We start from the raw sequence: 22,807 nt of genomic DNA, 5'->3' as shown, positions 1-22,807 counted from the left end.
CCAACCGCGGCATATTCTGACTCAAGATATAAAAGGGAAGAAGCTCTCCAATGGCTAAAAGCAATGTTCCGGCCACGGTGCCAGCGCTCGGCGGCGAAGCCAGCCTGAACCGCTATCTGGCCGAAATTCGCAAATTCCCTCTGCTGACCCCCGAGCAGGAATATATGCTCGCAAAGCGGTTTCAGGAGCATGGCGACAACGAAGCTGCGGCGCAGCTCGTCACCAGCCATCTGCGCCTCGTGGCCAAGATCGCGATGGGCTATCGCGGATATGGCCTGCCGGTCAGCGAGCTGATCAGCGAAGGCAATATCGGACTGATGCAGGGGGTGAAGAAATTCGACCCCGAGCGCGGCTTCCGCCTCGCCACCTATGCGATGTGGTGGATTCGCGCCTCGATCCAGGAATTCATCCTGCGGTCGTGGAGCCTCGTCAAAATGGGCACCACCGCGGCGCAGAAGAAGCTGTTCTTCAACCTCCGCCGGATGAAGAACAATCTGGAGGCGTTCGAGGATGGCGACCTGTCGCCCGAACATCTGGCCAAGATTGCGACCGACCTTGGCGTGACCGAGGAAGAGGTCACCAGCATGAACCGCCGCATGGCGATGGGCGGCGATACCTCGCTGAACGTCCCGATGGGCGAAGATGGCGACAGCCAGTGGCAGGATCTGCTCGGCGACGAAGGCCCGCTCCAGGACGAGCGCGTTGCCGAGGCACAGGAACGCGACCTGCGCCATTCGCTGCTCAGCGAAGCGCTGGAAACGCTGAACGAGCGCGAACGCCATATCCTGACCGAGCGCCGCCTGACCGACGATCCCAAGACGCTCGAGGATCTGAGCCAGGTTTACGACGTCAGCCGCGAACGCGTCCGCCAGATCGAGGTGCGCGCGTTCGAAAAGCTGCAAAAGGCGATGCTGAAGCTCGCCGGTGACCGGCGCCTCGTCAGCGCCTGAGCCGCGGGCGCGGCGGCTGCTCCTGTCCGACAATCGGCGCGCGTGGAGCGCGATCATCCTGTCGGGCTGGGCGCTCGTCGCGCTGGCGCAGGCGTTGCAGGGCAATTTCCTCGCCGCCTATCGCGGCACCCCCCAACCCTGGTGGCCGACCTTCGGCTATACGGCGGCGATCTATTCGATCTGGGCGCTGCTGAGCTGGCCGATCGTCGGCGCGGTGATCGCGATCGAGCGCCGCATACGCCGCCTGTCGCTCCGCATCATCGCCTATCTGTCGCTGTGGCCGGTGGTCGTCGGCGCGCATGTCCTGCTGTTCGCGCTGATCTATTGGCCGGTCTATCGCGGCGGAGCGGCCGCGACGCGTTGGGAGATGACGTCGGTCATGTTCGTGCGCAACCTCGATACGAGCGGCCTCCTCTATCTGGCGCTCGTCGGCCTGACGATCGGCTGGCTGCGCTGGCCGCGGCGACAGGCGGCGCGCGCCGCATCGTCCCCGACGACCGACGACGATGCGCTGGTCGTCCGCAATCGCGGCACCGTCCACCGCCTTCGCTTTGACAGCATCGACTGGATCGGCGCTGCGGGCGATTATGCCGAAATCCACAGCGCGCACGGCGCCCATCTGATCGAACAGTCGCTCACCTCGCTGGCCGAGCGGCTGCCCGCCGGCCAGTTTGCGCGCATCCATCGCGGCGCGCTGATCCGGATCGACCGGGTGCGCGAAATCGCGCCGATCGGGCGCGGCGATGCCCATGTCCGGCTGACGAGCGGCGCCGAGTTGCGGCTGAGCCGCCGCTATCGCGCCAATCTGGCGATGCTGCTGGCGCCCCGATCGCCGCCCGCCGAACCGGTGCCATAATCCCGCCTACAGATCGGCGCTCGATTGCGGGTGCCTCTCGGCGCCAAAGCGCAGGCCAATTTCCTGACTGGAGCCCTGCCGATGATCTTTGCCCTGCTGATCGCCCTTGCCGCCCCCACCCCCGCACCGATTGCCGAGCCTGCGGCGGTGCGTCCCTTTCAGTCGCTCCATCTCGAGGTTCCTTATGTGCCGTCGATCGCGCGGATCGATGGCGCGGACCGGCTGGTCTATGAGCTGCACGCCACCAATTTCGCCGCGCAGCCGCTCGCGATCGACGCCATCGACATTTGCCCGGCGGCGCATGGCGCCTGCGTCGCCCGGATCGACCCGGCCGGACCGATGCGCCGGATCGGCGCGCAGCCGGGCGGCGCGACCGAAATCGCGCCGGGCGGCCGCGCGATCTTTTACCTGTCGATCGCGTGGGCGGGCGGCGATGCCAAGACGCTCGTTCACCGGATCAGCCTGACACCGATCCGCGCCAGCGGTCCGGGCGCCCGCGTCACGATCGCCGGCGGCGAATTCACCCCGACGCGCGCCTTTGCCGCGGCGCTGGGCGCCCCGCTGCGCGGCGGGCCATGGACCGCGGTCGCGCTGCCCGATGTCGACAACGGCCATCGCCGCTTTCCCTATGCCGTCAGCGGCCGCGTGCGCCTGCCCGGACGGCACGCGATCGACTGGATGCCCGCGGCGGGCTTTGATCCCCGTTCGACCGGCACCGACGTCGCCGCCGACGGATCGGGCGCCGACGTGCTCGCGGTCGCTGACGCCGAGGTGGTGACGGTCAAGGAGGTGGCTGCCCCCGGCGCGCCCGCCAGCGTCGAGGATGAAACCGGGGCGATGATCGTGCTGCGCCTGCCCGATGGCCGCTTTGCCTTTTACCAGCATCTGGCGCCTGGCATCGGGATCAGGGTCGGCACGCGGGTGCGGCGCGGACAGGTGATCGGACGCGTCGGATCGTCGGGGCATGTCACCCGCCCGCATCTCCATTTGCATATCGCCGACCGCGCCGCGCCGCTCGACGGCGAAGGCCTGCCCTATCGCTTTGGCGCCGGGCGGATCGTCGGACGCTACGCCGACATCGCCGACTTCAACGAGCGAAAAGCCTGGCAACCAGTGGCCGCACGGGCCATCGACGGCCTGCCGCCCGCCAATGCGGTGATCGCGTTCGACGCGGCGCCGATTGGCAAGCGCGGCGAGCGGCCCAAGGCGCCCTGAAAAGGCATCATGTCAATCAGCCGCTTGCCGACCATCGGCAAGCGGCTATGAAAACGGCATGACGACCGCCGCCAAAAAACGCCCGAAGCGCCGCAATCTCCCCTGGTACCTGCGACCGTTCAAATGGCTGTTGTGGTTCATCGCGATTTCGGTGCTGTGGGTGCTGCTCTATGCGGTCGTGCCGCCGCCGGTGACCTTCACGATGCTCGCCGACAGCAACGGCATCACCAAGGACTGGACCAGCCTGTCCGCCACCGACCGCAACATGGTCCGCGCGGTGATCGCCGCGGAGGACGGCAAATTCTGCTCGCACAACGGCTTCGATACCGAAGCGATCGAACAGGCGATCGAACGCAACGCCAAGGGCAAGCGGATGCGCGGCGGATCGACGATCAGCCAGCAGACCGCGAAAAATGTCTTCCTGTGGCAGGGCAGCGGCTGGACCCGCTATGTCCGCAAGGTGCCCGAAGTATGGTTCACCTTCCTGATCGAAACGATCTGGGGCAAGCGGCGGATCATGGAAGTCTATCTGAACGTCGCCGAGACCGGCATCGGTACCTATGGCGTCGAAGCCGGCGCACAGCGCTATTTCAAGCATGGCGCGAGCAAGCTGACCCCCGCCGAAGCCGCCCGCATCGCCGCAATCCTCCCGCTCCCCAAGAAACGCGAAGCGGTCAGCCCATCGGGCTTTACGCGCCGCTACGGCAACACGATCCAGCGGCGGATCGGCCAGGTCCGCCGCGACGGGCTGGACGGGTGCATCTACAACTAGGTCTGCAGCCGCGTCCGGGGGAATGACGAAGGCCGCGCAACACAGCACCGCGACGCAATCCGCGCCAATCCTCCCTGTCGCGCAGCGATGGGGAGGGGGACCGCGCCCGTAGGGCGTGGTGGAGGGGCCGCGACGGTAGCGCCAAAGCCCCTCCGTCAGCGCTTCGCGCTGCCACCTCCCCATGGCTTCGCCACAGGGAGGATCGGACAGGCTTGCTGCTTGGTGCCAAGGACCCCACCCCCCTCGTCATCCCGGCGCAGGCCGGGATCTCACCCTCTCGAATTTAAGCCCAAGCAAGATCCCCGCCTTCGCAGGGAGGAAAAGACCTTCCGCCCCAACAGAAAAGGGGCGCAGCCATTCGGCCCCGCCCCTTTTCCATCGATCCCGCCGACAGGCTGGGAAACTCAAATCATCGCGAAGCAAGCCGCATCGGGCTGGATTTCGCCGCCCACTGGATGCTTTCGCTGCCGCCCATCGCGCGGACGAAGCAGGTCTGGCCCTTCGCCTTCAGCTCGCGGCACAGATTGTTCGCATCGGCGCGGGTCGCCAGGCCGTTGACGGTCAGGCGATAGAAGGTGCGCCCGTTCACCGTCGCCGCGTGGCTCGATGCCGGGAAATTGGCCAGCACGCCATTGCGCTTTTTCAGCCCGCCCCATTTTTCCTTGGCGATCCCCAGGCTGTCATAGGCACCCAGCTGCACCGCCCAGCCCGACGGCTTTTGCGCGTTGAACGCGATCGCCTTCGGGATCAGCACGGTCGCCAGTTCCAGCGCCTGTTGCTGCGCGGGGCGAATGCGTCCCTCGCCCGCGACGCGCGGCGCGGCGCGGTAAGGGGCGGCATCGGCCATGATGACTTCGCTCGCGGGCTTCGGCTGCGGCAATTCGGTGACCGGCACCACGCCATCGGCGGTGCGTTCGGGCATCGGCAATTCGACGCTGCGGATCGCGCTGCTCGCGTCCGCAAGTACCGGCGGCGGCGGCGCATAGGCGGCGACCGGCGCCGGATCGGCGCTCGCCAGTTCGACAGGCGCCTCGGCGGCGGCCATCTGGGTGTCGGCAAAATTGCTCAGCGCCAGACGAACCGGCATCCCGGTGTCGCTCTGCGCCTTGGTGCCGATCAGGCTCGCGACGCGCAGCTGAGCGTTCGGGGTTTCGGCAAGCTTCGACCATTCGGCCATCCGCGCTTCCAGCTTGGCGGGCGACAGGTCCTGCGATGCCAAAATCTGCGCCTGCGCCCAGCGCCCCGACAGGGCAAAGGCCAGCGCCAGATTCTGGCGCGTCCGCGCGCTCGCGTCGGGCGCGCGCGCCGCGTCGGTCAGCACATAGATCGCGCCTTCGCTATCCCCGGCCAGCGCCAGCGCCAGCCCGATGTCCGATGCGGGGACGGTGTCGCGATGCGCCTGGAGCAGCGTGATCGCCTCGGCGCCCTTGCCCTGCGCGATATGCGCCAGCGTCAGCGCGATGATCGTATTGCTGTCGGTCGCGCCCAGTTCCATCGCTTCGGTGAGCGCCGCCGTCGCCGACGCGAAGCGACCGTCATTCAAATAGGCCTGCCCCAGCAGCGCACGATAGCTTGCGTCGCGCGGGCTTCCCGCCACCGCGGCTTCGGCCAGGCCGACCGCCTTGCTGACCTTCCCGGCCTCCAGTGCGGCGCGCGCCTGATCGGCCGATTTGGCGGCGAGCGCGGGCTTGCCCGCGGCGCGCGACGGCGCTTCGGCCATCGCCCCCATCCCGCTGCATCCGGTCGCAACGCTCAGGACAAAGCCCGACATGGCGAGGTTCATCAGCATCTTGCGGTTCATGACTCGGTCCCCTCTTGATTGGTTCAGCGCGGCATCGTCTGGCGCGTCGGGCGCGCCGCCGGCAGGCGGCTTGCCATCGCGTCGATTTCGGGCAGCGACGCCAGATATTCGTCGAGCAGATCGGTCAGGATCACCTGCGACGACCGGTTGGTCACCGCGCTCGCCAGCCGCAGCCTGAGATGCCGTTCGGCATCGAGCCGCAGCGTGAACGCCGCCTTTTCGCGAGCCCGCAATGCGCGCGGCGCCTTTTCCTTCTTCGCTTTCGGCTCGGGCCGCGCCTCGACCTTGCGCGCCACGGCGGCGACGCGGTCGATCAGCGATTCCTGCTGGCGAACGATTTCGGGCACTTCATGCACTTCCGGCTCGAAAGCCTCGGCACCATGATCTGCCGCAGCATAATCCTCGGCGATCGCATCGGTCAGTTCGTGGCCGACGCTGTCGTCGACCGCATGTTCGGCTTCGGCATTATGCGCCAGCACCGACCCGGTGAGCAGCGGCTTCAGGTCGAGCATTCGCGCCGGTTCGCCCGACTGGTCGGGATCGACGTCATAGCCCATGTCGTTCCAGCCAAGATCGTCATAGCCGACCGCGTTGACCGGTGCGGGGCCGCTGCCGAGCGGCTGACGGCGCATGGCGGGCCGTGCGCCGCCCTTGCGGGCCAGCAATCCGGCGCTCAGCGATGCGAGAGGTTTGGGTTCGCCCATGGTTCCGATCCCTCCCGTCACTGGCCAGCGATGCGGCGGCCAAAGCCACCACCCATCGGGCGCACCGCGCCATAATTGCCCTGCGTCGGGATCGGCGCCGCGAACACCGTGCGGCGGAAATTCTTCTCCAGCCGATCGTTCATATAGGTCCACAGCTGGCGGATCTCTTCGGCCGAGCGGCCATTGGGATCGACCTCCATCACCGTGCGGCCGTCGATCATCGACGCCGCATAATCGGTGCGGTGGTGCAGCGTGACCGGCGCCACGGTGCCATGCTGCGACAGCGCGACCGCGGCCTCGCTGGTGATTTTCGCTTTCGGGGTCGCGGCGTTGACGACGAACACCAGCGGCTTGCCGGCGCGTTCGCAAAGGTCGACGGTGGCGCCGACGGCGCGCAGGTCGTGCGGCGAGGGCCGCGTCGGCACGACGATCAGTTCAGCGACCGAAATCACGCTCTGGATCGCCATGGTTATCGCGGGCGGCGTATCGATGACCGCGAGTTTAAACCCTTGTTGACGCAGGATTTCCAGGTCGGATGCCAGCCGCGCGACGGTGGTCTGCGCAAAGGCCGGAAGGTCGGTCTCGCGCTCGTTCCACCAGTCGGCGAGCGAGCCCTGCGGATCGATGTCGATCAGGACAACCGGGCCAGCGCCCGCCAGCTGCGCCTGTACCGCGAGATGCCCCGACAGGGTCGTCTTTCCCGACCCGCCTTTTTGTGAAGCCAATGCCAAAACGCGCACAGCTGTCCCCCTGAAAAACCAGTAATTGGCGGTGGAATGCCATGCGGGGCGCTAAAATTGAGTTAACGATGATAAAAAGAAGGTGAACGGCCCGCTCGCGATCATGGTTAACAAGCGTTCAACATCAACCTGTCCCGAAATGGACCAGATATGGCACAAGCTGCGGGTTGCTAACGCGCTGTTAGCCATTCCACCCTAAAAAGCCGTCGGGGACTGCAGCAATGCAAGTCATTGGAGAACAAGATGCCTCACTTCCGCACCGCCGTCTCGCTGGCGCTGCCGCTGCTCGCGGCGTCGATGCTCGCCGCACCCGCCCATGCCGATGTCAAGGACGGCGTCGATGCGTGGCAGCGCGGCGATTATCAGGGTGCCGTCGCCGAATGGCGCCCCGCCGCGCTTGCGGGCGATGCCGATGCGCAGTTCAATCTCGGCCAGGCGTACAAGCTCGGCCGCGGCGTCCCCACCGATCTGGCGCAGGCCGAGGCCTGGTATCGCCGCGCCGCCAAACAGGGGCATTTGCAGGCCGAGGATAATCTCGGCCTCGTCCTGTTCACCGCGAACCGCCGCGACGAAGCCATGCCCTTCATCACCCGCTCGGCCGAGCGCGGCGAGCCGCGCGCCCAATATGTCCTTGGCACCGCCCATTTCAACGGCGACCTCGCCCCGCGCGATCTGGCCCGCGCCTATGCGCTGACCAAGCGCGCCAGCGACGCCGGGCTCGGCATCGCCTCGGCACGGCTCGCGCAGCTCGACAGCCTGATCCCGCTCGAACAGCGCCAGCGCGGCCTCGCGATGCTGCCCGAGATCGAAAAAAGTGAAGCGCGCGCGCGGCTCGCCGCGGTGACCGCTTCGACGCCAGCGCCCGCGGCCAGCGCCGCGCCGCCCTCACCGATCAAGACCGCGAGCCTCCCCGCCTCGGTTCCCGGCGCCAGCTACACGCCGCCGCCGGTGATCGCGACCCCGGCTCCGCCCACCCCCGCCGCCCGGGCCGCCACGATCGCCGCGGTCGAAGCCACCGCCGCCGCCGACGCCGCCAAGAGCAAGCCCGGCACGACCTATGCCCCGCCGCCCACGAGCGAAAAACAACCGCCCGCTGCCGCCGCGCCCAAGCCGAAACCGGCAAACAACGCGCCCATCGCGGTCCGCGAAACCCCGACCCCGGCGCGCCCCACCGGCGGCAACAGCCCCTGGCGCGCCCAGCTCGGCGCCTTTGGTGTCGAGGCCAACGCCCGCAACCTCTGGGCATCGCTCGGCAAGAAACACGCTGCCGTCGCCGCGCGCCAGCCGATCTACCTCAAGACGGGCAAGGTCACCCGCCTCCAGACCGGCGGCTTTGCCAACAAGGGTGAAGCCAACAATTTCTGCGCCGCGCTCAGCAAGAGCGGACAGGCCTGTCTGGTGGTGGATAAGTAACGCCAAAATCCTCCCTGTGGCGAAGCCATGGGGAGGGGGACCGCTTGCGAAGCAAGTGGTGGAGGGGCTTTGCGACGGTAGCGCTATCGCCCCTCCGTCAGCGCTTCGCGCTGCCACCTCCCCATGGCTTCGCCACAGGGAGGATTGAAACCCATCTACTCCCCCTTCTCCGCCGCCAACCGCTTCGTCAGCGCCTGACGCGACCGATCAGCATAGCTCCGACACGCGCCGGGACTGGCGTTATACCGCCCCTCGCCCGCATTGTCGGGATGCGCCGCGATCAATATGTCGCATTTCAGCGCTTCGACCGTGCGCCAGCTTTGCGCAAAGGCCGCCACAAACGGCGCTCCCGCCGCGCTGCTGAATTTATAATCGTCCGCCGACACCGGGTTCAGGCTCGACGCAAAGACGATCGCCTTGCACGCCTCCGCCCCACCTTCATCGGCGCACGCCTGCCAACTCCAGCTCATGCTGCCCATCGTATGCCCCGGGGTCGCATGCGCGGTGATCGCGGTCTTGCCCAGCCGCAGCACCTCGCCGTCCGCCATCACGCGCATCGGCGTCGTGACCGCGGGCCAGCTGCCGCCATAGGCAAGCTGCGGATCGTCGGCGGCGTGCCGCCCCGACCGCAACCCCTCGGCGCCGCGCGCGCTCGCCACCACCGTCGCGCCGGTGTCGCGCGCCAGCGCCGCGATCCCGCCCGCATGGTCGAAATGCGGCTCGGTGCTCAGAATAAATTTGATGTCTTTGGGATCGAACCCCAACGCGCGGACGTTCGCCAGGATTGCGGGCGCCGCCTGCGGCAGCGCGCCATCGACCAGCACCAGCCCGGCGCCGGTGTCGATCAGCACGACGCTCATCCCGCCGAACCCGACCAGATAGCTGTTCCCCAGAATTTTCTCCGGCCTCGCGGGCGCCAGCCACTCTGCCGAGCGCGACGTGACGATCGGCTGGGTCAGCGGATCGACCCCGGGAACCGGCGCCCCGCTCGCCGCGGCGAGCCAGGCCAACAGGCTGATTGCTTCGAACATCATCGTCTCCCTTCGCGGTCAGGATGCCAAGCGGGCGCCCGCCCGACAAAGCATGAATTCTCGACAAAGCCATGAGAATAATTGATAGCAGGCTATGGACCGCGCCCAGCTCCCCTTGAACGCCCTGCGCGCCTTCGATGCCGCCGCGCGCCACCTCAATTTCACCCGCGCCGCGATCGAGCTTTGCGTCAGCCAGGGCGCGGTCAGCCATCAGGTGGCGCAGCTCGAACGCCGCCTCGGCACCCGCCTGTTCCACCGCCTGCCACGCGGCCTCGCGCTCACCGACGAGGGGCAGGCGCTCGTCCCCGTCGTCGCCGATGCCTTCGATCGCGTCGCCGCGACGCTCGATCAATATGCCGACGGGCGGTTCCGCGAGGTGCTGAAGGTCGGGGTCGTCGGCACCTTTGCCACCGGCTGGCTGCTCCCGCGCCTCGATGCCTTCGCGCGCGCGCATCCGTCGATCGACCTGCGGATCGCGACCAACAACAATCGCGTCGATCTCGCGGGCGAAGCGCTCGACTTCGCGATCCGCTTCGGCGATGGGGCGTGGCACGCCACCCACGCCGAGCCCCTGCTCGCCGCGCCACTCGCACCGCTCTGCGCCCCCGCCGTCGCGGCGCGGCTGCAATCGCCCGCCGACCTCATCCCCGAACGCCTGCTGCGTTCGTACCGCAGCGACGAATGGGCGCGCTGGTTTGCCAGCATCGGGCTAGTCGCGCCGCTGCTGCGCGGCCCGATGTTCGACAGCAGCGCGCTGATGGCGACCGCCGCCGCCGCCGGCCAGGGCGTCGCGCTCGCCCCGCCCGCCATGTTCACCCGCGAGCTCGCGGCGGAGATTCTGGTCCAGCCGTTCGCCGCCACCATCGACGCGGGCCGCTATTGGCTCACTCGCCTGATATCGCGCCCCGAAAGCGATGCGATGGCGCGGTTCCGGGGGTGGCTGTCGGGTGAAATCGCGGCGGACGAGGAGGCTAGGACGGCGCCTGAAACCGCTGCATGACGCCCAGCGCGACCAGATAGGCGGCTTCGGCATCATGCTCGCGGCGATGCCGCGCCGCCGCGATACGGTCCTGCGCCAGCTGGAAGAAATCGACGTGTTGCGGATCGGCTGGCGGTACCGCATCGGACGAGCCCGACCCGATCGCCCCGACCGCGCCGCCACCCGACAGCGCCAGCAGCCCCGAACTGTCGTCCAGCGACAATTCGCCCGCGCGGATCCGTTCGTTCATCCAGCCGAACAGGTCGCCGCGCGTCATTTTCGAAAAGTCGCGCAAGGGGGCATCGCGCGAAGCGTCCCCACCCCGACCGGCCTGCGCCAGCGCGGCGTCGAAGCGGGCTTCGCCTTGGCCGATCGCCGCGGGCTTGGACGGGCCCGGCAATGCGTGTCCTGAACCTTGAATTTTCATGCTGGCCCTCCCGGCGACGACGGACACGTCAGCCATAACCCGCCGCCACCGCTCGCGCTGCCGCTTCGGCGTACCGGTACCGGGAACAGCAGAGGTCAAAGTGCCTACCCGCGCAGGATTTTCTCCATCGCTTTCCCGCGCGCCAATTCGTCGACCAGCTTGTCGAGATAGCGCAGCTCGCGCATCAGCGGATCCTCGATCGTCTCGACGCGGATCCCGCAGATCACCCCGGTGATTAGCTCTCGAGCCGGGTTCAGCCGCGGCGCCCGCGCAAAGAAATCCTCGAAGTTCGTCCCCTTCGCCAGTTCGCTCTCGAGCGCCTTCTGGCTATACCCCGTCAGCCAACGAATAATCTCGTCGACCTCGGCCTTCGTCCGCCCCTTCTTCTCCGCCTTGGCAATATAATGCGGATAGACGCTCGCGACGCTGATCGAAAAGATGCGGTGTTTGGTCATCGGAGCCTCCACGGGGGACACCATAACCATCGCCCGCCCCTTCGTCATCCCGGACTTGATCCGGGATCCACCGCGGCGCTGAAGTCATGGATGCCGGATCAAGTCCGGCATGACGAGGAGCTTGTCTGCTTTGGGGTGGGAAGCGGACATTGCACCCGATACTGGAAAGTTGCATGCAGCGGCGATGGAATGGTCAAGTATCGCACAGGATTTCGAGCCGGCCGGCGGATTACGGGATATCTACATTCTTAATGCATCGCTCCCAGTGTGGGAAGATGTCTGGTCATTGCTGACAGCCGATCCCGATTTGCTGGAATTCTGGGTCGATGGCGATCGAACCGATCCTCCGAGCGATCTGCAAAAGATTTTCGAGCGCCGGCCATTCCACGGATTTTTGGCAACATATCGGCTGGGAACAATCGGCCTGAATTGCCATTTCTTCGGAGCAGGCGAAGTGGAATTGGATCTCGATCCACGAGAGGTTCGTTCTGCTGCTGACGGCGAATTGCTCGAACGGTTTCTCACGCAAATAGGGCGTGCTACCTCCCAGGAAGTCATTCTCACTCCTGAAAATCAGAGGGATTCCGCCATTGCGCGATATGACCCTGCGGCCGACCGCGTAATTTGGTCGAGCGCCCGCTAGGAGCGTCCACAACCGGTCGTTACCTATCCCCCTACCCCAGCACCCAGTTCCGCCGCGGATAGCCCTGCGCCCACAGCAGCGCGGTCAGGTCATGATGCCGCACCACCGCCGCCGCGGCCTCGCCCGCCGCGGGGTGCGGATAATATCCGACCCCCAGCCCCGCCGACGTGATCATCGGAATATCATTCGCGCCGTCACCCACCGCCAGCGTCTCGGCGAGCGGCAGGCCGTGCTTCGCGGCTTCGGCTTTCAGCGTCTCCAGCTTTGCGGCGCTGTCGACGATCGGTTCGATCACCCGCCCGGTCAGCTTGCCGCCCTGTATCTCCAGTTCGTTCGCCAGCACCTTGTCGAACCCGATCGCCTCGCCGACCGGCCCCGCAAACGGCATGAAGCCCCCCGATACCAGCACCGACCACGCACCATGCGCCTTCATCGTCTGCACCAAAGTCCGCGCGCCGCGGGTCAGCTTCACCCGTTCCATCCGGCATTCGACCAAAGTCGATTCGGGCATCCCGGCCAGCAATCCGACGCGCTCGATCAACGCGGCGCGGAAATCCAGCTCGCCGCGCATCGCGCGCTCGGTGATCGCCGCGATCTCGGGCTTCAGCCCCGCATAATCGGCGAGTTCGTCGATGCATTCGACCGTGATCATCGTCGAATCCATGTCGGCGATGATCATCTTCTTGGTGCGGTCGCCCTGCGGCTGGACGACGATGTCGAGCGCGCCATGGTCCATCTTGGCCAGTTCGGCGCGCGCGCTGACCAGGCTGCCCTGAAAGACGATGTCGGCGGCATCGCCGATGTCCAGCCAGTGCGGCGCCCCGACATCATGCCCCGTCGCGTCGAGCCGGTCGATCGCTTCGCGAACCACCTCGTCGGTCAGCTTTCCTGCTGCTATCAGCGTCGCGACGAACATGGCGGCTCCTTCATCCTCTCGCGGCCCGCGGCCGCCTGTCGCACTTATCGCTGGCCCCACCGCCAGCGGCAAGAGTGCATTGGCGGTACGGTTGGCAAAAACCGTCGGGCGCGGCGTCGTGATCAACGCCGACGCCAGCCAGGTCTATGCCGACCTACGGATCCTGTCAGCACGCCCGACCGACGAAGAAATGGCGGGCATCCCGCACCATCTGTTCGGCCATGTCGACGCCGCCGAGCCGCACAATGCCGCGCGCTGGGCCGATGAAGCGCGCGCCGCGATCGCCGCCGCGCACACCGCGGGCGACATTCCGATCCTCGTCGGCGGCACCGGCCTGCATATCCGCACCTTGCTCGACGGGATTTCGCCGATCCCCGACATCGATGCCGATGTTCGCGCCGCCGTCCGCGCCCTGCCCGTCGCCGATGCCTATGCAGCGCTCACCCGCGAAGACCCCGATACGGCCGTGCGCCTCAACCCCGCCGACACCACTCGCATCACCCGCGCGCTCGAGGTCGTCCGCTCGACCGGCCACCCGCTCGGCCATTGGCACGCGGCGCACAGCGGAGGCATCGGCGACACGATCACCCTCGCCCCGCTGATCCTGCTGCCGCCGCGCGACTGGCTGCGGGGTCGCTGCGACGAGCGACTGATCCAGATGTTCGATCATGGCGCGATCGCCGAGGTCGAAGCGCTGCTCGCGCGCGACCTCGACCCCGATCTGCCCGCGATGCGCGCGATCGGCGTCCCGCAGATCGCGCAATATCTGGCTGGCGCCATCGACCGCAGCGAAGCGCTCACCCTCACCCAGGCCGCGACGCGGCAATATGCCAAGCGTCAATATACCTGGTTCCGCAACCAGCCCCCGGCGGACTGGCCACGCCATACCGAGTCACTAAACTACGATTCTATTGATGAATTAGCAATTTTATTACGCCAAAGGCTGTTGACAGGATAGAATCATACACCTATTGCCCGCAACCCTGTTGCAGCGCACAAGCGCTGCGTTTTTGCGCCAAGAAGGAGTTTCGTCGTGACGGAAATGAGCGGTGCCGACATGGTGGTTCAGGCGCTGGTCGACCTTGGGGTCGATACGGTGTTCGGCTATCCGGGCGGCGCGGTGCTTCCGATTTACGACGCGCTTTTCAAGCACCCGACGATCAAGCACATCCTCGTCCGCCACGAACAGGCCGCGACCCACGCGGCAGAGGGCTATGCGCGCTCGACCGGCAAGCCCGGCGTCGTGCTCGTCACCTCGGGCCCCGGCGCGACCAATGCCGTCACCGGCATCACCGACGCGCTGCTCGACTCGATCCCGATGGTCGTGCTCACCGGGCAGGTGCCGACGACGCTGATCGGCACCGACGCGTTCCAGGAATGCGACACCGTCGGCATCACGCGCCACTGCACCAAGCATAATTATCTCGTCATGGACCCCGACCGCCTCGGCCCCATCCTGCACGAGGCCTTTTATATCGCGACCCATGGCCGCCCCGGCCCGGTGGTCATCGACATTCCGAAAAACGTCCAGGTCGCGACCGGCACCTATTCGATCCCCAACCGGATCGACCATAAAAGCTATCGCCCCCAGGTCGATCCCGACGCCGACGCGATCACCCAGGCCGCCGCGATGATCGCCGCCGCCGAGCGCCCGATCTTCTACACCGGCGGCGGGGTGATCAACGCCGGCCCCGATGCCAGCGCGGCGCTGCGCCAGTTGGTCGCGCTCACCGGCGCGCCGGTCACCTCGACGCTGATGGGCCTCGGCGCCTTCCCGGCGGACGATGACAAGTGGCTCGGCATGCTCGGCATGCACGGCACCTACGAATCGAACATGGCGATGAACCGCGCCGACCTGATCATCGCGGTCGGCGCGCGCTTCGACGACCGCGTCACTGGGCGCCTCGACGCCTTCTCGCCGGAATCGAAGAAGATCCACATCGACATCGACCGCAGTTCGATCAACAAGATCGTCCCCGTCGACCTCGCGATCGTCGGCGATGCCGGGCGCGCGCTCGACGCGCTGATCGCGGCGTGGGGCGACAAGGGTTATAAGGCGCGCGACCTCGGCGAATGGTGGCGCCGCATCGACGGCTGGCGCGCGACGCGCTGCCTCGACTTTCCCGAAAAGAAAGAGGATGGCGCCGAAATCATGCCGCAGCGCGCGGTCAAGGCGCTGTTCGACGCGACCCGCGGCCGCGATCCGATCATCACCACCGAGGTCGGCCAGCACCAGATGTGGGCGGCGCAGCATTTCCATTTCGACAGCCCCAATCGCTGGCTGACCAGCGGCGGGCTCGGCACGATGGGCTATGGCTTCCCGGCGGCGGTCGGCGCGCAGATCGCGCACCCCGATCGCCTCGTCATCTGCGTCGCGGGCGAAGCCTCGCTCCAGATGAATATCCAGGAAATGGGCACGGTCAGCCAGTACCGCCTGCCGGTGAAGATCTTCATCCTCAACAACCAGTGGATGGGGATGGTCCGCCAGTGGCAGGAACTCACCTATGAAAGCCGCTATTCGAACAGCTATTCGGACAGCCTGCCCGATTTCGTGAAGCTCGCCGACGCCTATGGCTGGACCGGCATCCGCATCGACAATCTGGGCGAACTCGCGGACGGCATCCAGCGGATGATCGACACCCCCGGACCAGTGATCGTCGACTGCCGCGTCGCGCAGCTCGCCAACTGCTTCCCGATGATCCCGAGCGGCGCCGCGCACACCGACATGATCCTCCAGCCGAACGACATCACCGGCACGATGGACGACGAAGCGAAAGCGCTGGTGTGATGATGGATAGCAGGAACAAAATCCTCCCCGCTTGCGGGGAGGTGGCAGCGCGAAGCGCTGACGGAGGGGGGGTGCGTCCCTGCACGGCGGCGAAGGGTATGGCCGAGAGCCCCCTCCATCACCGCTTCGCGGTGGTCCCCCTCCCCACGAGTGGGGAGGAATAATGAAAATCAAAACCGAAGCGGGCGAGCGTCACGTCCTCGCCGTCACCGTCGACAACGAAGCCGGCATCCTGGCCAAGATCACCGGGCTGTTCTCGGCGCGCGGCTATAATATCGAAAGCCTGACCGTCGCCGACATCAGCGCCGATCATGCGCTGTCGCGGATCACCATCGTCACCAGCGGCCCGCCCGCGGTGATCGACCAGATCATCGCGCAGCTCGACCGGCTCGTTCCCGTCCACTCGGTCACCGACCTTGCCGACGGCGGCGCGCATGTCGAACGCGAGATCGCGCTCGTGAAGGTCGCGGGGACCGGCGACAAGCGCATCGAGGCGCTGCGCATGGCCGACGTCTTCCGCGCCAAGGTCGTCGACACGACGCTCACCAGCTTCATCTTCGAAATCACCGGGACGAGCGACAAGGTCGACCGCTTCATCGCGCTCATGCGCGAATGCGGGCTGGTCGAGGTCGGCCGCACCGGCGTCGTTGCCATCGCCCGCGGGTCGGAGGCGCTCTAGAGTTTACCACTAACTTCGTCATCCCGGCGAAGGCCGGGATCTCACCGTTGCAGATAGACGCGAGGGCGGTATCCCGGCCTCCGCCGGGATGACGACCAAGCAAATACACGAAGGGGTTTAGTCCAATGCAAGTCTATTACGATCGCGACGCCGACCAGGATCTGATCAAGGGCAAGAAGGTCGCCGTCGTCGGCTACGGCAGCCAGGGTCACGCGCACGCGCAGAATATGCGCGACAGCGGCGTGCGCGAAGTCGCGATCGCGCTCCGCCCCGGCTCGGCAACCGCCAAGAAGGCCGAAGCCGCGGGCTTCAAGGTGCTTTCCAACAAGGAAGCCGCCGAATGGGCCGACGTGATCATGATCGCCGCCCCCGACGAGCATCAGGCGAAGATCTACGCCGACGACATCGGCCCGAACATGAAGCCCGGCGCCGCGCTCGCCTTTGCGCACGGCCTCAACATTCACTTCGGCCTCATCGAGGCGCGCCCCGACATCGACGTCTTCATGGTCGCCCCCAAAGGCCCAGGCCACACCGTCCGCAGCGAATATCAGAAGGGCGGCGGCGTCCCCTGCCTGATCGCGGTCGCACAGGAAGCGAATGGCAACAGCGGCAACGGCCACGCCAAGGCGCTCGCGCTCAGCTACGCCTCGGCCGTCGGCGGCGGCCGCAGCGGCATCATCGAAACCACCTTCAAGGAAGAGTGCGAAACCGACCTGTTCGGCGAACAGGCGGTGCTCTGCGGTGGCATCACCCACCTCATCCAGGCGGGTTTCGAAACTTTGGTCGAGGCGGGCTACGCCCCCGAAATGGCCTATTTCGAATGCCTCCACGAAACCAAGCTGATCGTCGACCTGCTCTATGAAGGCGGCATCGCGAACATGCGCTATTCGATCTCGAACACCGCCGAATATGGCGACATCAAGACCGGCCCGCGCATCATCACCGCCGAAACCAAGGCCGAAATGAAGCGCGTCCTCCAGGACATCCAGTCGGGCCGCTTCGTCAAGGACTTCGTCCTCGACAACCAGGCCGGCCAGCCCGAACTGAAAGCGAGCCGCAAGGCCGCCGCCGCGCACCCGATCGAAAAGACCGGCGCCGAACTGCGCGCGATGATGCCGTGGATCGCCAAGAACAAGCTGGTCGACAAGGCGGTCAACTGATCGGACCACCCTCTGATCCCGTCATTGCGAGGAGCGTAGCAACGAAGCAATCCAGAGTGTGACAAGCCGCTCTGGATTGCTTCGCTTCGCTCGCAATGACGTTTCCATTGCATGTCATCCGGCGCTAGGAGGCAACCATGCCATCCCCCCTCCCCTTAGCCTGCCGATGCGGCGCCGTCTCCGGCGCCCTGCTCGACGTCGGCCCGGATCAGGGTGACCATGTCATCTGCCATTGCACCGACTGCCAGGATCTGACGCGCCACCTTGGCCATGCCGAGCATGTGCTCGATGCGCATGGCGGCAGCGCGCTCTACCAGTCGCGCTGCGCGCGCGTGCGGCTCGACACCGGCCGCGATCAGCTGGCCTGCGTCCATCTCACCGACAAGCCGACGCTGCGCTGGTACGCCGCCTGCTGCGGCATGCCGCTGTTCAACACCTATGCGAACGGCAAGCTGCCCTATATCACCACCCAGCTCGCCGCCTGCGATCCCGCAACGCGGGACTCGCTGGTCGGCCCGCCGCGCGGCCATCTCTTCACCGACGACGGCATCGGCGACACCAGCGCGCTCCCCAAAATGAGCATGGGCCAGCTGATGCGCCGCTTCTTCCCGCGCATGCTCCGCGACCTCGTCTCGGGCGACCGCCGCCGCTGCCCGCTTTTCGACCCCAAGACCCTCGAGCCGATCGCCACGCCCCGCCGCCTGACCGCCGAAGAACGGCAGGCGCTGCGCGGCAGTGGCCGCACAGACTAGGAAATTTCGTCGTCGCGGCGAAAGCGGGATCCCCGCCATCGCGGGCGTGACCAGAGAAGGAAAACCATGGCGCCCTCTCCCTTCGCCGCCCATCACGCCGACCTCGCGGCGCTCGCGCACGACAACCGCCGCCGCGCCCTCGCGCCGCGCACCGGCCGCGACTTCGCCTCGAACGATTATCTCGGGCTCGCCGACAGCGACGCGATGCGCCATGCGCTCGCCGCCGGGATCGAACGCGGGCTTCCCACCGGCTCGGGCGGCTCGCGCCTGCTGCGCGGCAACCATCCCGAACATGAAGCGCTCGAGGCGCACGCCGCGCGCCATTATGGCAGCGAGGCGGCGCTGTTCTTCCCCACCGGCTTCGCCGCCAATGCCGCGCTGTTCGCGGCGCTGCCGCAGCGCGGCGACCTTGTCGTCCACGACGAGTTGATCCACGCCAGCGCGCACGACGGGATGAAGCTCGGCCGGGCCGGGACCGTCGCCGCCGCGCATAATGATGCACAGGCGTTCGACGATATCATCACCCGCTGGCGCGCCGGCGGCGGTGCGGGGACGCCGTGGATCGCGGTCGAAAGCCTCTATTCGATGGACGGCGACCGCGCCCCGCTCGCCGCGCTCGCCGCCGTCGCCGACCGCCACGACGCGATCCTCGTCGTCGACGAAGCCCACGCCACCGGCGTCTTCGGTCCCGGCGGCGCCGGGCTCGCACATGGTTTGGCGCGCCGCGACAATCTGATCACCCTTCACACCTGCGGCAAGGCGCTGGGGGCCGAAGGGGCGCTGCTCTGCGCCGCCGCCATCGCCTGCGACTTCCTCGTCAACCGCGGCCGCCCCTTCATCTTCTCGACCGCCCCCTCGCCGCTCATGGCGTGGCTGGTGCGGCAGGCGATCGAGATCGTCGCGACCGAGCCCGAACGGCAGGCGCGCCTGCACGCCGTCGTTCGCCATGCTGCCGAACGTCTCGTCCCGCTCGGCGTCCCGGCCAGCGGCACGCAAATCCTGCCCGTCGTCATCGGCGACAACCAGCGCACGATGCGCATTGCGGGGGCGCTGCACGAGGCGGGTTTCGACATCCGCGGCATCCGCCCGCCGACCGTTCCCCACGGCACCGCGCGGCTGCGCATCGCGATCACGCTGAATGTCGACGAAGCCGACGTCGATGCCATGGCCGACGCGCTGGCGGCGGCGATGGCCGCGGCATGACGCGCTTCGTCGTCACCGGCACCGATACGGGCATCGGCAAGACGGTCTTTGCCGCCGCGCTCGCGGGGGCCACCGGCGCGCCATATTGGAAGCCGATCCAGGCAGGGCTGGACGAAGAAACCGACAGCCAGATCGTCGCTAAACTCCTCCCTGCGCGAAGCGTGGGGAGGGGGACCGTCCGCGAAGCGGATGGTGGAGGGGCGGCAACCTCGCGCCATGGCCCCTCCGTCAGCCCTTCGGGCTGCCACCTCCCCATTGCTGCGCAACAGGGAGGATACATTCGACCCGAAGCCTATCGCCTCGTCACCCCCGCTTCGCCGCACATCGCCGCCGAGATCGACGGCGTCACGATCGACCTCGACCGGCTCACCCCGCCCCCCGGCGACCTGATCGTCGAGGGCGCGGGCGGCGCGCTCGTCCCGGTGACGCGCACGACCCTCTACGCCGACATCTTCGCGCGCTGGCAAATCCCCGTCATCGTCTGCGCGCGCACCGCGCTCGGCACGATCAATCACAGCCTGCTGACGATCGAGGCACTGCGCGCGCGCGGCGTCCCCATCCACGGCCTCACCTTCCTCGGCGACGCTGTGGAGGACAGCGAGGCGATCATTTCCGAAATTTCGGGCGTCCGCCGCCTGGGCCGCCTGCCGCTCGTCGATCCGCTGACGCCGGAAAATCTGGCGGCGGCGTTTAACGCGAGCTTCGATCTCACGGACTTCGAATAGACAATCGTCATCCCGGCGAAGGCCGGGATCTCGCCGGTGCGTTTTCCCGACAGGGTGAGATCCCGGCCTTCGCCGGGATGACGGAATTGAGTAAGGCTCAGGCCATGACCACCAACCATTCCCCCATCTGGCACCCCTTCACCCAGCACGGCCTCGGCGACGCCATCCCGCTGATCGCCCGGGGCGACGGTGCGCGGCTTTACGACGCCGACGGCAACCACTGGATCGACGCCATCTCCAGCTGGTGGGTCACCACCCACGGTCACGCGCACCCGCTCATCATGGCCGCGATCCGCGCCCAGTCCGAAAAGCTCGACCAGCTCATCTTCGCGGGCTGGACCCACGAACCCGCCGAAAGCCTTGCCGCCGAACTGGTCCGCATCACGCCCGATCCGCTCACCCGCGTCTTCTTTTCGGACTCGGGCTCGACCAGCGTCGAGGTCGCGCTCAAAATGGCGCTCGGCTACTGGTACAACATCGGCGAACCGCGCAGCCGCATCCTCGTCCTCGAACACAGCTATCATGGCGACACGATCGGCACGATGTCGGTCGGCGAGCGCGGCGTGTACAACCGCGCCTGGCAGCCCTTGCTGTTCGACGTCGACACCATCCCCTTCCCGCACGAGGGGCTTGAGCAAGCCACGCTCGACGCGCTCGAAGCGGCGTGCGCAGCCAAACCCGCGGCCTTCATCGTCGAACCGCTGATCCTCGGCGCGGGCGGCATGCTCATTTATCCGCCATGGGTGCTCGCCGAAATGCGCAGCATCTGCGCGCGCCACGGCGTCCTCTTCATCGCCGACGAGGTGATGACCGGCTGGGGGCGCACCGGCACCCGCTTCGCCTGCGACCATGCGGGGGTGATCCCCGACATCATGTGCCTCTCCAAAGGCCTCACCGGCGGCAGCCTGCCGCTCGCGGTCACGCTCTGCATCGAGCCGATCTTCGCGGCGCACTATTCGACCGACCGCGCCAAAACCTTCTATCATTCGTCGAGCTACACCGCGAACCCGATCGCCTGCGCCGCCGCAGTCGCCAATCTCGAAATCTGGCGCGACGAACCGGTGCAGGGACGCATCGACGCGCTCGCCGACGCACAGGCCGCGCATCTCTCGCTCCTCGGCCACGACCCGCGCATCGCGGGTCCCCGCCGCCTCGGCACCATCGCAGCGCTCGACATCGTCGTCCCCGACGGCGGCTATCTGTCCAACCTCGCCCCGCGCCTGATCGCCTTCTACCGCGACCACGGCATCCTCCTCCGCCCACTCGGCAACACGCTGTATGTGATGCCGCCCTATTGCATCACGGCGGAGGAACTGGCGCAGGTGTGGGATGCGATCAGGGCGTCGCTGGAGGTGATTTAGAGATGGCAGCTAGCGACCGGAAGTTGCCATCGATCCTCCCTGTCGCGCAGCGATGGGGAGGTGGCAGCGCGGAGCGCTGACGGAGGGGCCATGGCACTACCGTCGCCGCCCCTCCACCATTCGCTTCGCGAACGGTCCCCTCTCCATGGCTTCGCCACAGGGAGGATCTATAACATCGTCATCCCGGCGAAGGCCGGGATCTCGCCGGTGCGGAAAACCGATAGGGTGAGATCCCGGCCTTCGCCGGGATGACGAATAAGGCAAGGTCCGCTCCCCACCCCATTCCCGCCCTTCAACTTCGCTACCGGCGGAAGAGAACTCCGGTATGACGATATGGGGGCAGGATGTTGGCGGCGAACATGACAGGCCGGGATTTAGTAGGAAAGCTCTAGTGCGTCCTATTTCGTCGCGCGACGCGGGCGGCGATAGGCAAGAAATAAAAAAACGATGCCGGTGAAGAGCGGGAACATCACGCTCCAATTTTCCGAGAACTCACGGCCATCACTGAAACGATAGCCGGAATAGGCGAACCAAAACATCGCGACGCCAAAGAGCCATTTGTCGCGGGGCATCACGCTTTCGGCTTTTTCGGCGCGGGCTTATGCTTCACCAGCTTCCCTAGCCGCTCGTCGCGGAACCTATCTCGATAGTCACGCATGGCGTCGTTATGGCCGAGCTGGGCGATCAGCGCAACGTCCGCTTCCTACCCCTTAGCAGACATCGACCTCACCCCCCAAACTTCGCATCCGCCGGCACCACCGCCCAATTCTTCTCCGCCGCCGCAATATGCCCCGCGCGGTCCTTGTCCCATGTCGCCTTCACCGCCTGATTGAAGTTCAGGTACAGCTTCCCATCGACCACCGCATAAGCCCGCGGATCGCCGGGCGCGAGATAGCCGCGCGCCATCGCCCACGCGCAATGCCCGCCATAACGCGGCAGGAACGCCTCGGGATTGGCGGCAAAGCGCGCAGCGTTGGCGGCATTGGCGAAATGATAGACCGCGCCGTCATGCGCGACCGCGAAATCGGCGTCGCCCTTCACCGGCACCCCGTCGCCGTCGAAATAGCTCACCGCGTCATAGCCGCTGACCGCGACATTGCCGCCTTCGACCCCGACATAGACCGGGGCGGCATAGGCCTGCGGGGTAAAGGCCGCGAGCGACAACGGCGCCGTCGCCGCCGCGAGCAGGAAGAACAGGGCTTGGTGTTTCACGATCGATCTCCATCCGGGTCGAACG

General features: G+C 66.8%; 24 protein-coding genes. 15 read left to right on the top strand and 9 right to left on the bottom strand.

Going from position 1 to position 22,807, the window contains the following annotated elements; translation table 11 throughout:
- The first annotated feature begins 50 nt into the window (after positions 1–50).
- From rpoH to mtgA, 4 genes are all read left to right on the top strand, one after another.
- A complete protein-coding gene (rpoH, locus tag G9408_RS02235; protein WP_120215855.1) occupies positions 51–950 on the top strand; it encodes an RNA polymerase sigma factor RpoH in 900 nt (299 codons plus the stop codon).
- Entirely contained in the window at positions 925–1,806 is an 882-nt protein-coding gene (locus G9408_RS16685; RefSeq protein ID WP_168452512.1) for a LytR/AlgR family response regulator transcription factor, read from the top strand. The genes rpoH and G9408_RS16685 overlap by 26 nt, the downstream gene beginning before the upstream one ends.
- Before the next feature lie 81 nt (positions 1,807–1,887).
- Positions 1,888–3,021: a M23 family metallopeptidase gene (locus G9408_RS02225; RefSeq protein ID WP_168452511.1), complete on the top strand. Its 1,134-nt coding sequence runs from the start codon at positions 1,888–1,890 to the stop codon at positions 3,019–3,021.
- Between the two features lie 58 nt (positions 3,022–3,079).
- Positions 3,080–3,793, top strand: a complete 714-nt coding sequence (gene mtgA, locus G9408_RS02220) for a monofunctional biosynthetic peptidoglycan transglycosylase (RefSeq protein ID WP_168452510.1) — start codon at positions 3,080–3,082, stop codon at positions 3,791–3,793.
- A 409-nt stretch (positions 3,794–4,202) separates the two neighbouring features.
- Here the strand turns inward: mtgA and G9408_RS02215 are convergent, their stop codons facing one another.
- Genes G9408_RS02215 through G9408_RS02205 form a run of 3 tightly spaced genes read right to left on the bottom strand, consistent with a single transcriptional unit; the run spans position 4,203 to position 7,038 of the window.
- On the bottom strand, positions 4,203–5,594 hold the full coding sequence (locus G9408_RS02215; RefSeq protein ID WP_168452509.1) for an SPOR domain-containing protein: 1,392 nt from the start codon (positions 5,592–5,594) through the stop codon (positions 4,203–4,205).
- A gap of 23 nt (positions 5,595–5,617) precedes the next feature.
- On the bottom strand, positions 5,618–6,298 hold the full coding sequence (locus tag G9408_RS02210) for a hypothetical protein (RefSeq protein WP_120215850.1): 681 nt from the start codon (positions 6,296–6,298) through the stop codon (positions 5,618–5,620).
- 17 nt (positions 6,299–6,315) lie between these two features.
- Positions 6,316–7,038 carry an AAA family ATPase gene (locus G9408_RS02205; protein WP_168452508.1) on the bottom strand — a complete coding sequence of 241 codons (723 nt, stop codon included), beginning with the start codon at positions 7,036–7,038 and terminating at the stop codon, positions 6,316–6,318.
- A 243-nt stretch (positions 7,039–7,281) separates the two neighbouring features.
- On the opposite strand from G9408_RS02205, the gene G9408_RS02200 reads away from it, so the two are divergent.
- Positions 7,282–8,451 carry an SPOR domain-containing protein gene (locus G9408_RS02200; protein WP_235957437.1) on the top strand — a complete coding sequence of 390 codons (1,170 nt, stop codon included), beginning with the start codon at positions 7,282–7,284 and terminating at the stop codon, positions 8,449–8,451.
- 155 nt (positions 8,452–8,606) lie between these two features.
- Here G9408_RS02200 and bla read toward each other — a convergent pair whose 3' ends face one another.
- Positions 8,607–9,482 (bottom strand): subclass B3 metallo-beta-lactamase, encoded by an 876-nt coding sequence (bla, locus tag G9408_RS02195; RefSeq protein WP_168453415.1) that lies wholly within the window; start codon positions 9,480–9,482, stop codon positions 8,607–8,609.
- Positions 9,483–9,576: 94 nt separating this feature from the next.
- On the opposite strand from bla, the gene G9408_RS02190 reads away from it, so the two are divergent.
- Entirely contained in the window at positions 9,577–10,482 is a 906-nt protein-coding gene (locus G9408_RS02190; protein WP_168452507.1) for a LysR family transcriptional regulator, read from the top strand.
- Here the strand turns inward: G9408_RS02190 and G9408_RS02185 are convergent.
- A complete protein-coding gene (locus G9408_RS02185; RefSeq protein ID WP_210423162.1) occupies positions 10,454–10,861 on the bottom strand; it encodes a hypothetical protein in 408 nt (135 codons plus the stop codon). The genes G9408_RS02190 and G9408_RS02185 overlap by 29 nt on opposite strands.
- Before the next feature lie 131 nt (positions 10,862–10,992).
- Positions 10,993–11,343 carry a DUF2200 domain-containing protein gene (locus G9408_RS02180; RefSeq protein WP_168452505.1) on the bottom strand — a complete coding sequence of 117 codons (351 nt, stop codon included), beginning with the start codon at positions 11,341–11,343 and terminating at the stop codon, positions 10,993–10,995.
- A 109-nt stretch (positions 11,344–11,452) separates the two neighbouring features.
- Here G9408_RS02180 and G9408_RS02175 point away from each other — a divergent pair, with 109 nt between their 5' ends.
- Positions 11,453–11,986, top strand: a complete 534-nt coding sequence (locus G9408_RS02175; RefSeq protein WP_168452504.1) for a hypothetical protein — start codon at positions 11,453–11,455, stop codon at positions 11,984–11,986.
- A 31-nt stretch (positions 11,987–12,017) separates the two neighbouring features.
- Here the strand turns inward: G9408_RS02175 and serB are convergent, their stop codons facing one another.
- Positions 12,018–12,902, bottom strand: a complete 885-nt coding sequence (gene serB, locus G9408_RS02170) for a phosphoserine phosphatase SerB (protein WP_168452503.1) — start codon at positions 12,900–12,902, stop codon at positions 12,018–12,020.
- On the opposite strand from serB, the gene miaA reads away from it, so the two are divergent.
- The 8 genes from miaA to G9408_RS02130 all read left to right on the top strand — a co-directional run bounded on the left by miaA (position 12,901) and on the right by G9408_RS02130 (position 21,570).
- The gene (gene miaA / locus G9408_RS02165; protein WP_168452502.1) at positions 12,901–13,860 is read left to right on the top strand and encodes a tRNA (adenosine(37)-N6)-dimethylallyltransferase MiaA; all 960 of its coding nucleotides are present in this window, start codon (positions 12,901–12,903) and stop codon (positions 13,858–13,860) included. The genes serB and miaA overlap by 2 nt on opposite strands.
- Before the next feature lie 75 nt (positions 13,861–13,935).
- Positions 13,936–15,690, top strand: coding sequence for an acetolactate synthase 3 large subunit (locus G9408_RS02160; protein WP_168452501.1), 1,755 nt, complete (start codon positions 13,936–13,938; stop codon positions 15,688–15,690).
- A gap of 163 nt (positions 15,691–15,853) precedes the next feature.
- On the top strand, positions 15,854–16,369 hold the full coding sequence (ilvN, locus tag G9408_RS02155; protein WP_168452500.1) for an acetolactate synthase small subunit: 516 nt from the start codon (positions 15,854–15,856) through the stop codon (positions 16,367–16,369).
- Positions 16,370–16,494: 125 nt separating this feature from the next.
- Positions 16,495–17,529, top strand: coding sequence for a ketol-acid reductoisomerase (gene ilvC / locus G9408_RS02150; RefSeq protein WP_168452499.1), 1,035 nt, complete (start codon positions 16,495–16,497; stop codon positions 17,527–17,529).
- A 137-nt stretch (positions 17,530–17,666) separates the two neighbouring features.
- Positions 17,667–18,281 carry a DUF6151 family protein gene (locus G9408_RS02145; protein WP_168452498.1) on the top strand — a complete coding sequence of 205 codons (615 nt, stop codon included), beginning with the start codon at positions 17,667–17,669 and terminating at the stop codon, positions 18,279–18,281.
- A 66-nt stretch (positions 18,282–18,347) separates the two neighbouring features.
- Entirely contained in the window at positions 18,348–19,484 is a 1,137-nt protein-coding gene (locus tag G9408_RS02140) for an 8-amino-7-oxononanoate synthase (RefSeq protein WP_168452497.1), read from the top strand.
- A complete protein-coding gene (gene bioD, locus G9408_RS02135) occupies positions 19,481–20,209 on the top strand; it encodes an ATP-dependent dethiobiotin synthetase BioD (protein ID WP_210423161.1) in 729 nt (242 codons plus the stop codon). Before G9408_RS02140 ends, bioD begins: the two co-directional genes overlap by 4 nt.
- A 104-nt stretch (positions 20,210–20,313) precedes the next feature.
- Positions 20,314–21,570, top strand: coding sequence for an adenosylmethionine--8-amino-7-oxononanoate transaminase (locus G9408_RS02130; RefSeq protein WP_168452496.1), 1,257 nt, complete (start codon positions 20,314–20,316; stop codon positions 21,568–21,570).
- Between the two features lie 398 nt (positions 21,571–21,968).
- Here G9408_RS02130 and G9408_RS02125 read toward each other — a convergent pair whose 3' ends face one another.
- On the bottom strand, positions 21,969–22,145 hold the full coding sequence (locus G9408_RS02125) for a hypothetical protein (protein WP_210423160.1): 177 nt from the start codon (positions 22,143–22,145) through the stop codon (positions 21,969–21,971).
- A gap of 151 nt (positions 22,146–22,296) precedes the next feature.
- A complete protein-coding gene (locus G9408_RS02120) occupies positions 22,297–22,782 on the bottom strand; it encodes a YHS domain-containing (seleno)protein (RefSeq protein WP_168452494.1) in 486 nt (161 codons plus the stop codon).
- Positions 22,783–22,807 lie beyond the last annotated feature (25 nt).

It is taken from the genome of Sphingopyxis microcysteis, assembly GCF_012274265.1.
GTDB classification, from domain to species: Bacteria; Pseudomonadota; Alphaproteobacteria; order Sphingomonadales; family Sphingomonadaceae; genus Sphingopyxis; species Sphingopyxis microcysteis.
The sequence above is the reverse complement of the archived record's forward strand: the minus strand, read 5'-3'. Positions and strand labels throughout refer to the sequence as shown.

Excerpts from the sequence above, each read along its gene's own strand:
- rpoH (WP_120215855.1), top strand. The coding sequence starts at position 51 with ATGGCTAAAAGCAATGTTCCGGCCACGGTGCCAGCGCTCGGCGGCGAA.
- G9408_RS02225 (WP_168452511.1), top strand. The coding sequence starts at position 1,888 with ATGATCTTTGCCCTGCTGATCGCCCTTGCCGCCCCCACCCCCGCACCG.
- mtgA (WP_168452510.1), top strand. The coding sequence starts at position 3,080 with ATGACGACCGCCGCCAAAAAACGCCCGAAGCGCCGCAATCTCCCCTGG.
- G9408_RS02215 (WP_168452509.1), bottom strand. The coding sequence starts at position 5,594 with ATGAACCGCAAGATGCTGATGAACCTCGCCATGTCGGGCTTTGTCCTG.
- G9408_RS02210 (WP_120215850.1), bottom strand. The coding sequence starts at position 6,298 with ATGGGCGAACCCAAACCTCTCGCATCGCTGAGCGCCGGATTGCTGGCC.
- G9408_RS02200 (WP_235957437.1), top strand. The coding sequence starts at position 7,282 with ATGCCTCACTTCCGCACCGCCGTCTCGCTGGCGCTGCCGCTGCTCGCG.
- bla (WP_168453415.1), bottom strand. The coding sequence starts at position 9,482 with ATGTTCGAAGCAATCAGCCTGTTGGCCTGGCTCGCCGCGGCGAGCGGG.
- G9408_RS02190 (WP_168452507.1), top strand. The coding sequence starts at position 9,577 with ATGGACCGCGCCCAGCTCCCCTTGAACGCCCTGCGCGCCTTCGATGCC.
- G9408_RS02180 (WP_168452505.1), bottom strand. The coding sequence starts at position 11,343 with ATGACCAAACACCGCATCTTTTCGATCAGCGTCGCGAGCGTCTATCCG.
- G9408_RS02175 (WP_168452504.1), top strand. The coding sequence starts at position 11,453 with ATGACGAGGAGCTTGTCTGCTTTGGGGTGGGAAGCGGACATTGCACCC.
- miaA (WP_168452502.1), top strand. The coding sequence starts at position 12,901 with ATGGCGGCTCCTTCATCCTCTCGCGGCCCGCGGCCGCCTGTCGCACTT.
- serB (WP_168452503.1), bottom strand. The coding sequence starts at position 12,902 with ATGTTCGTCGCGACGCTGATAGCAGCAGGAAAGCTGACCGACGAGGTG.
- ilvN (WP_168452500.1), top strand. The coding sequence starts at position 15,854 with ATGAAAATCAAAACCGAAGCGGGCGAGCGTCACGTCCTCGCCGTCACC.
- ilvC (WP_168452499.1), top strand. The coding sequence starts at position 16,495 with ATGCAAGTCTATTACGATCGCGACGCCGACCAGGATCTGATCAAGGGC.
- G9408_RS02145 (WP_168452498.1), top strand. The coding sequence starts at position 17,667 with ATGCCATCCCCCCTCCCCTTAGCCTGCCGATGCGGCGCCGTCTCCGGC.
- G9408_RS02140 (WP_168452497.1), top strand. The coding sequence starts at position 18,348 with ATGGCGCCCTCTCCCTTCGCCGCCCATCACGCCGACCTCGCGGCGCTC.
- bioD (WP_210423161.1), top strand. The coding sequence starts at position 19,481 with ATGACGCGCTTCGTCGTCACCGGCACCGATACGGGCATCGGCAAGACG.
- G9408_RS02130 (WP_168452496.1), top strand. The coding sequence starts at position 20,314 with ATGACCACCAACCATTCCCCCATCTGGCACCCCTTCACCCAGCACGGC.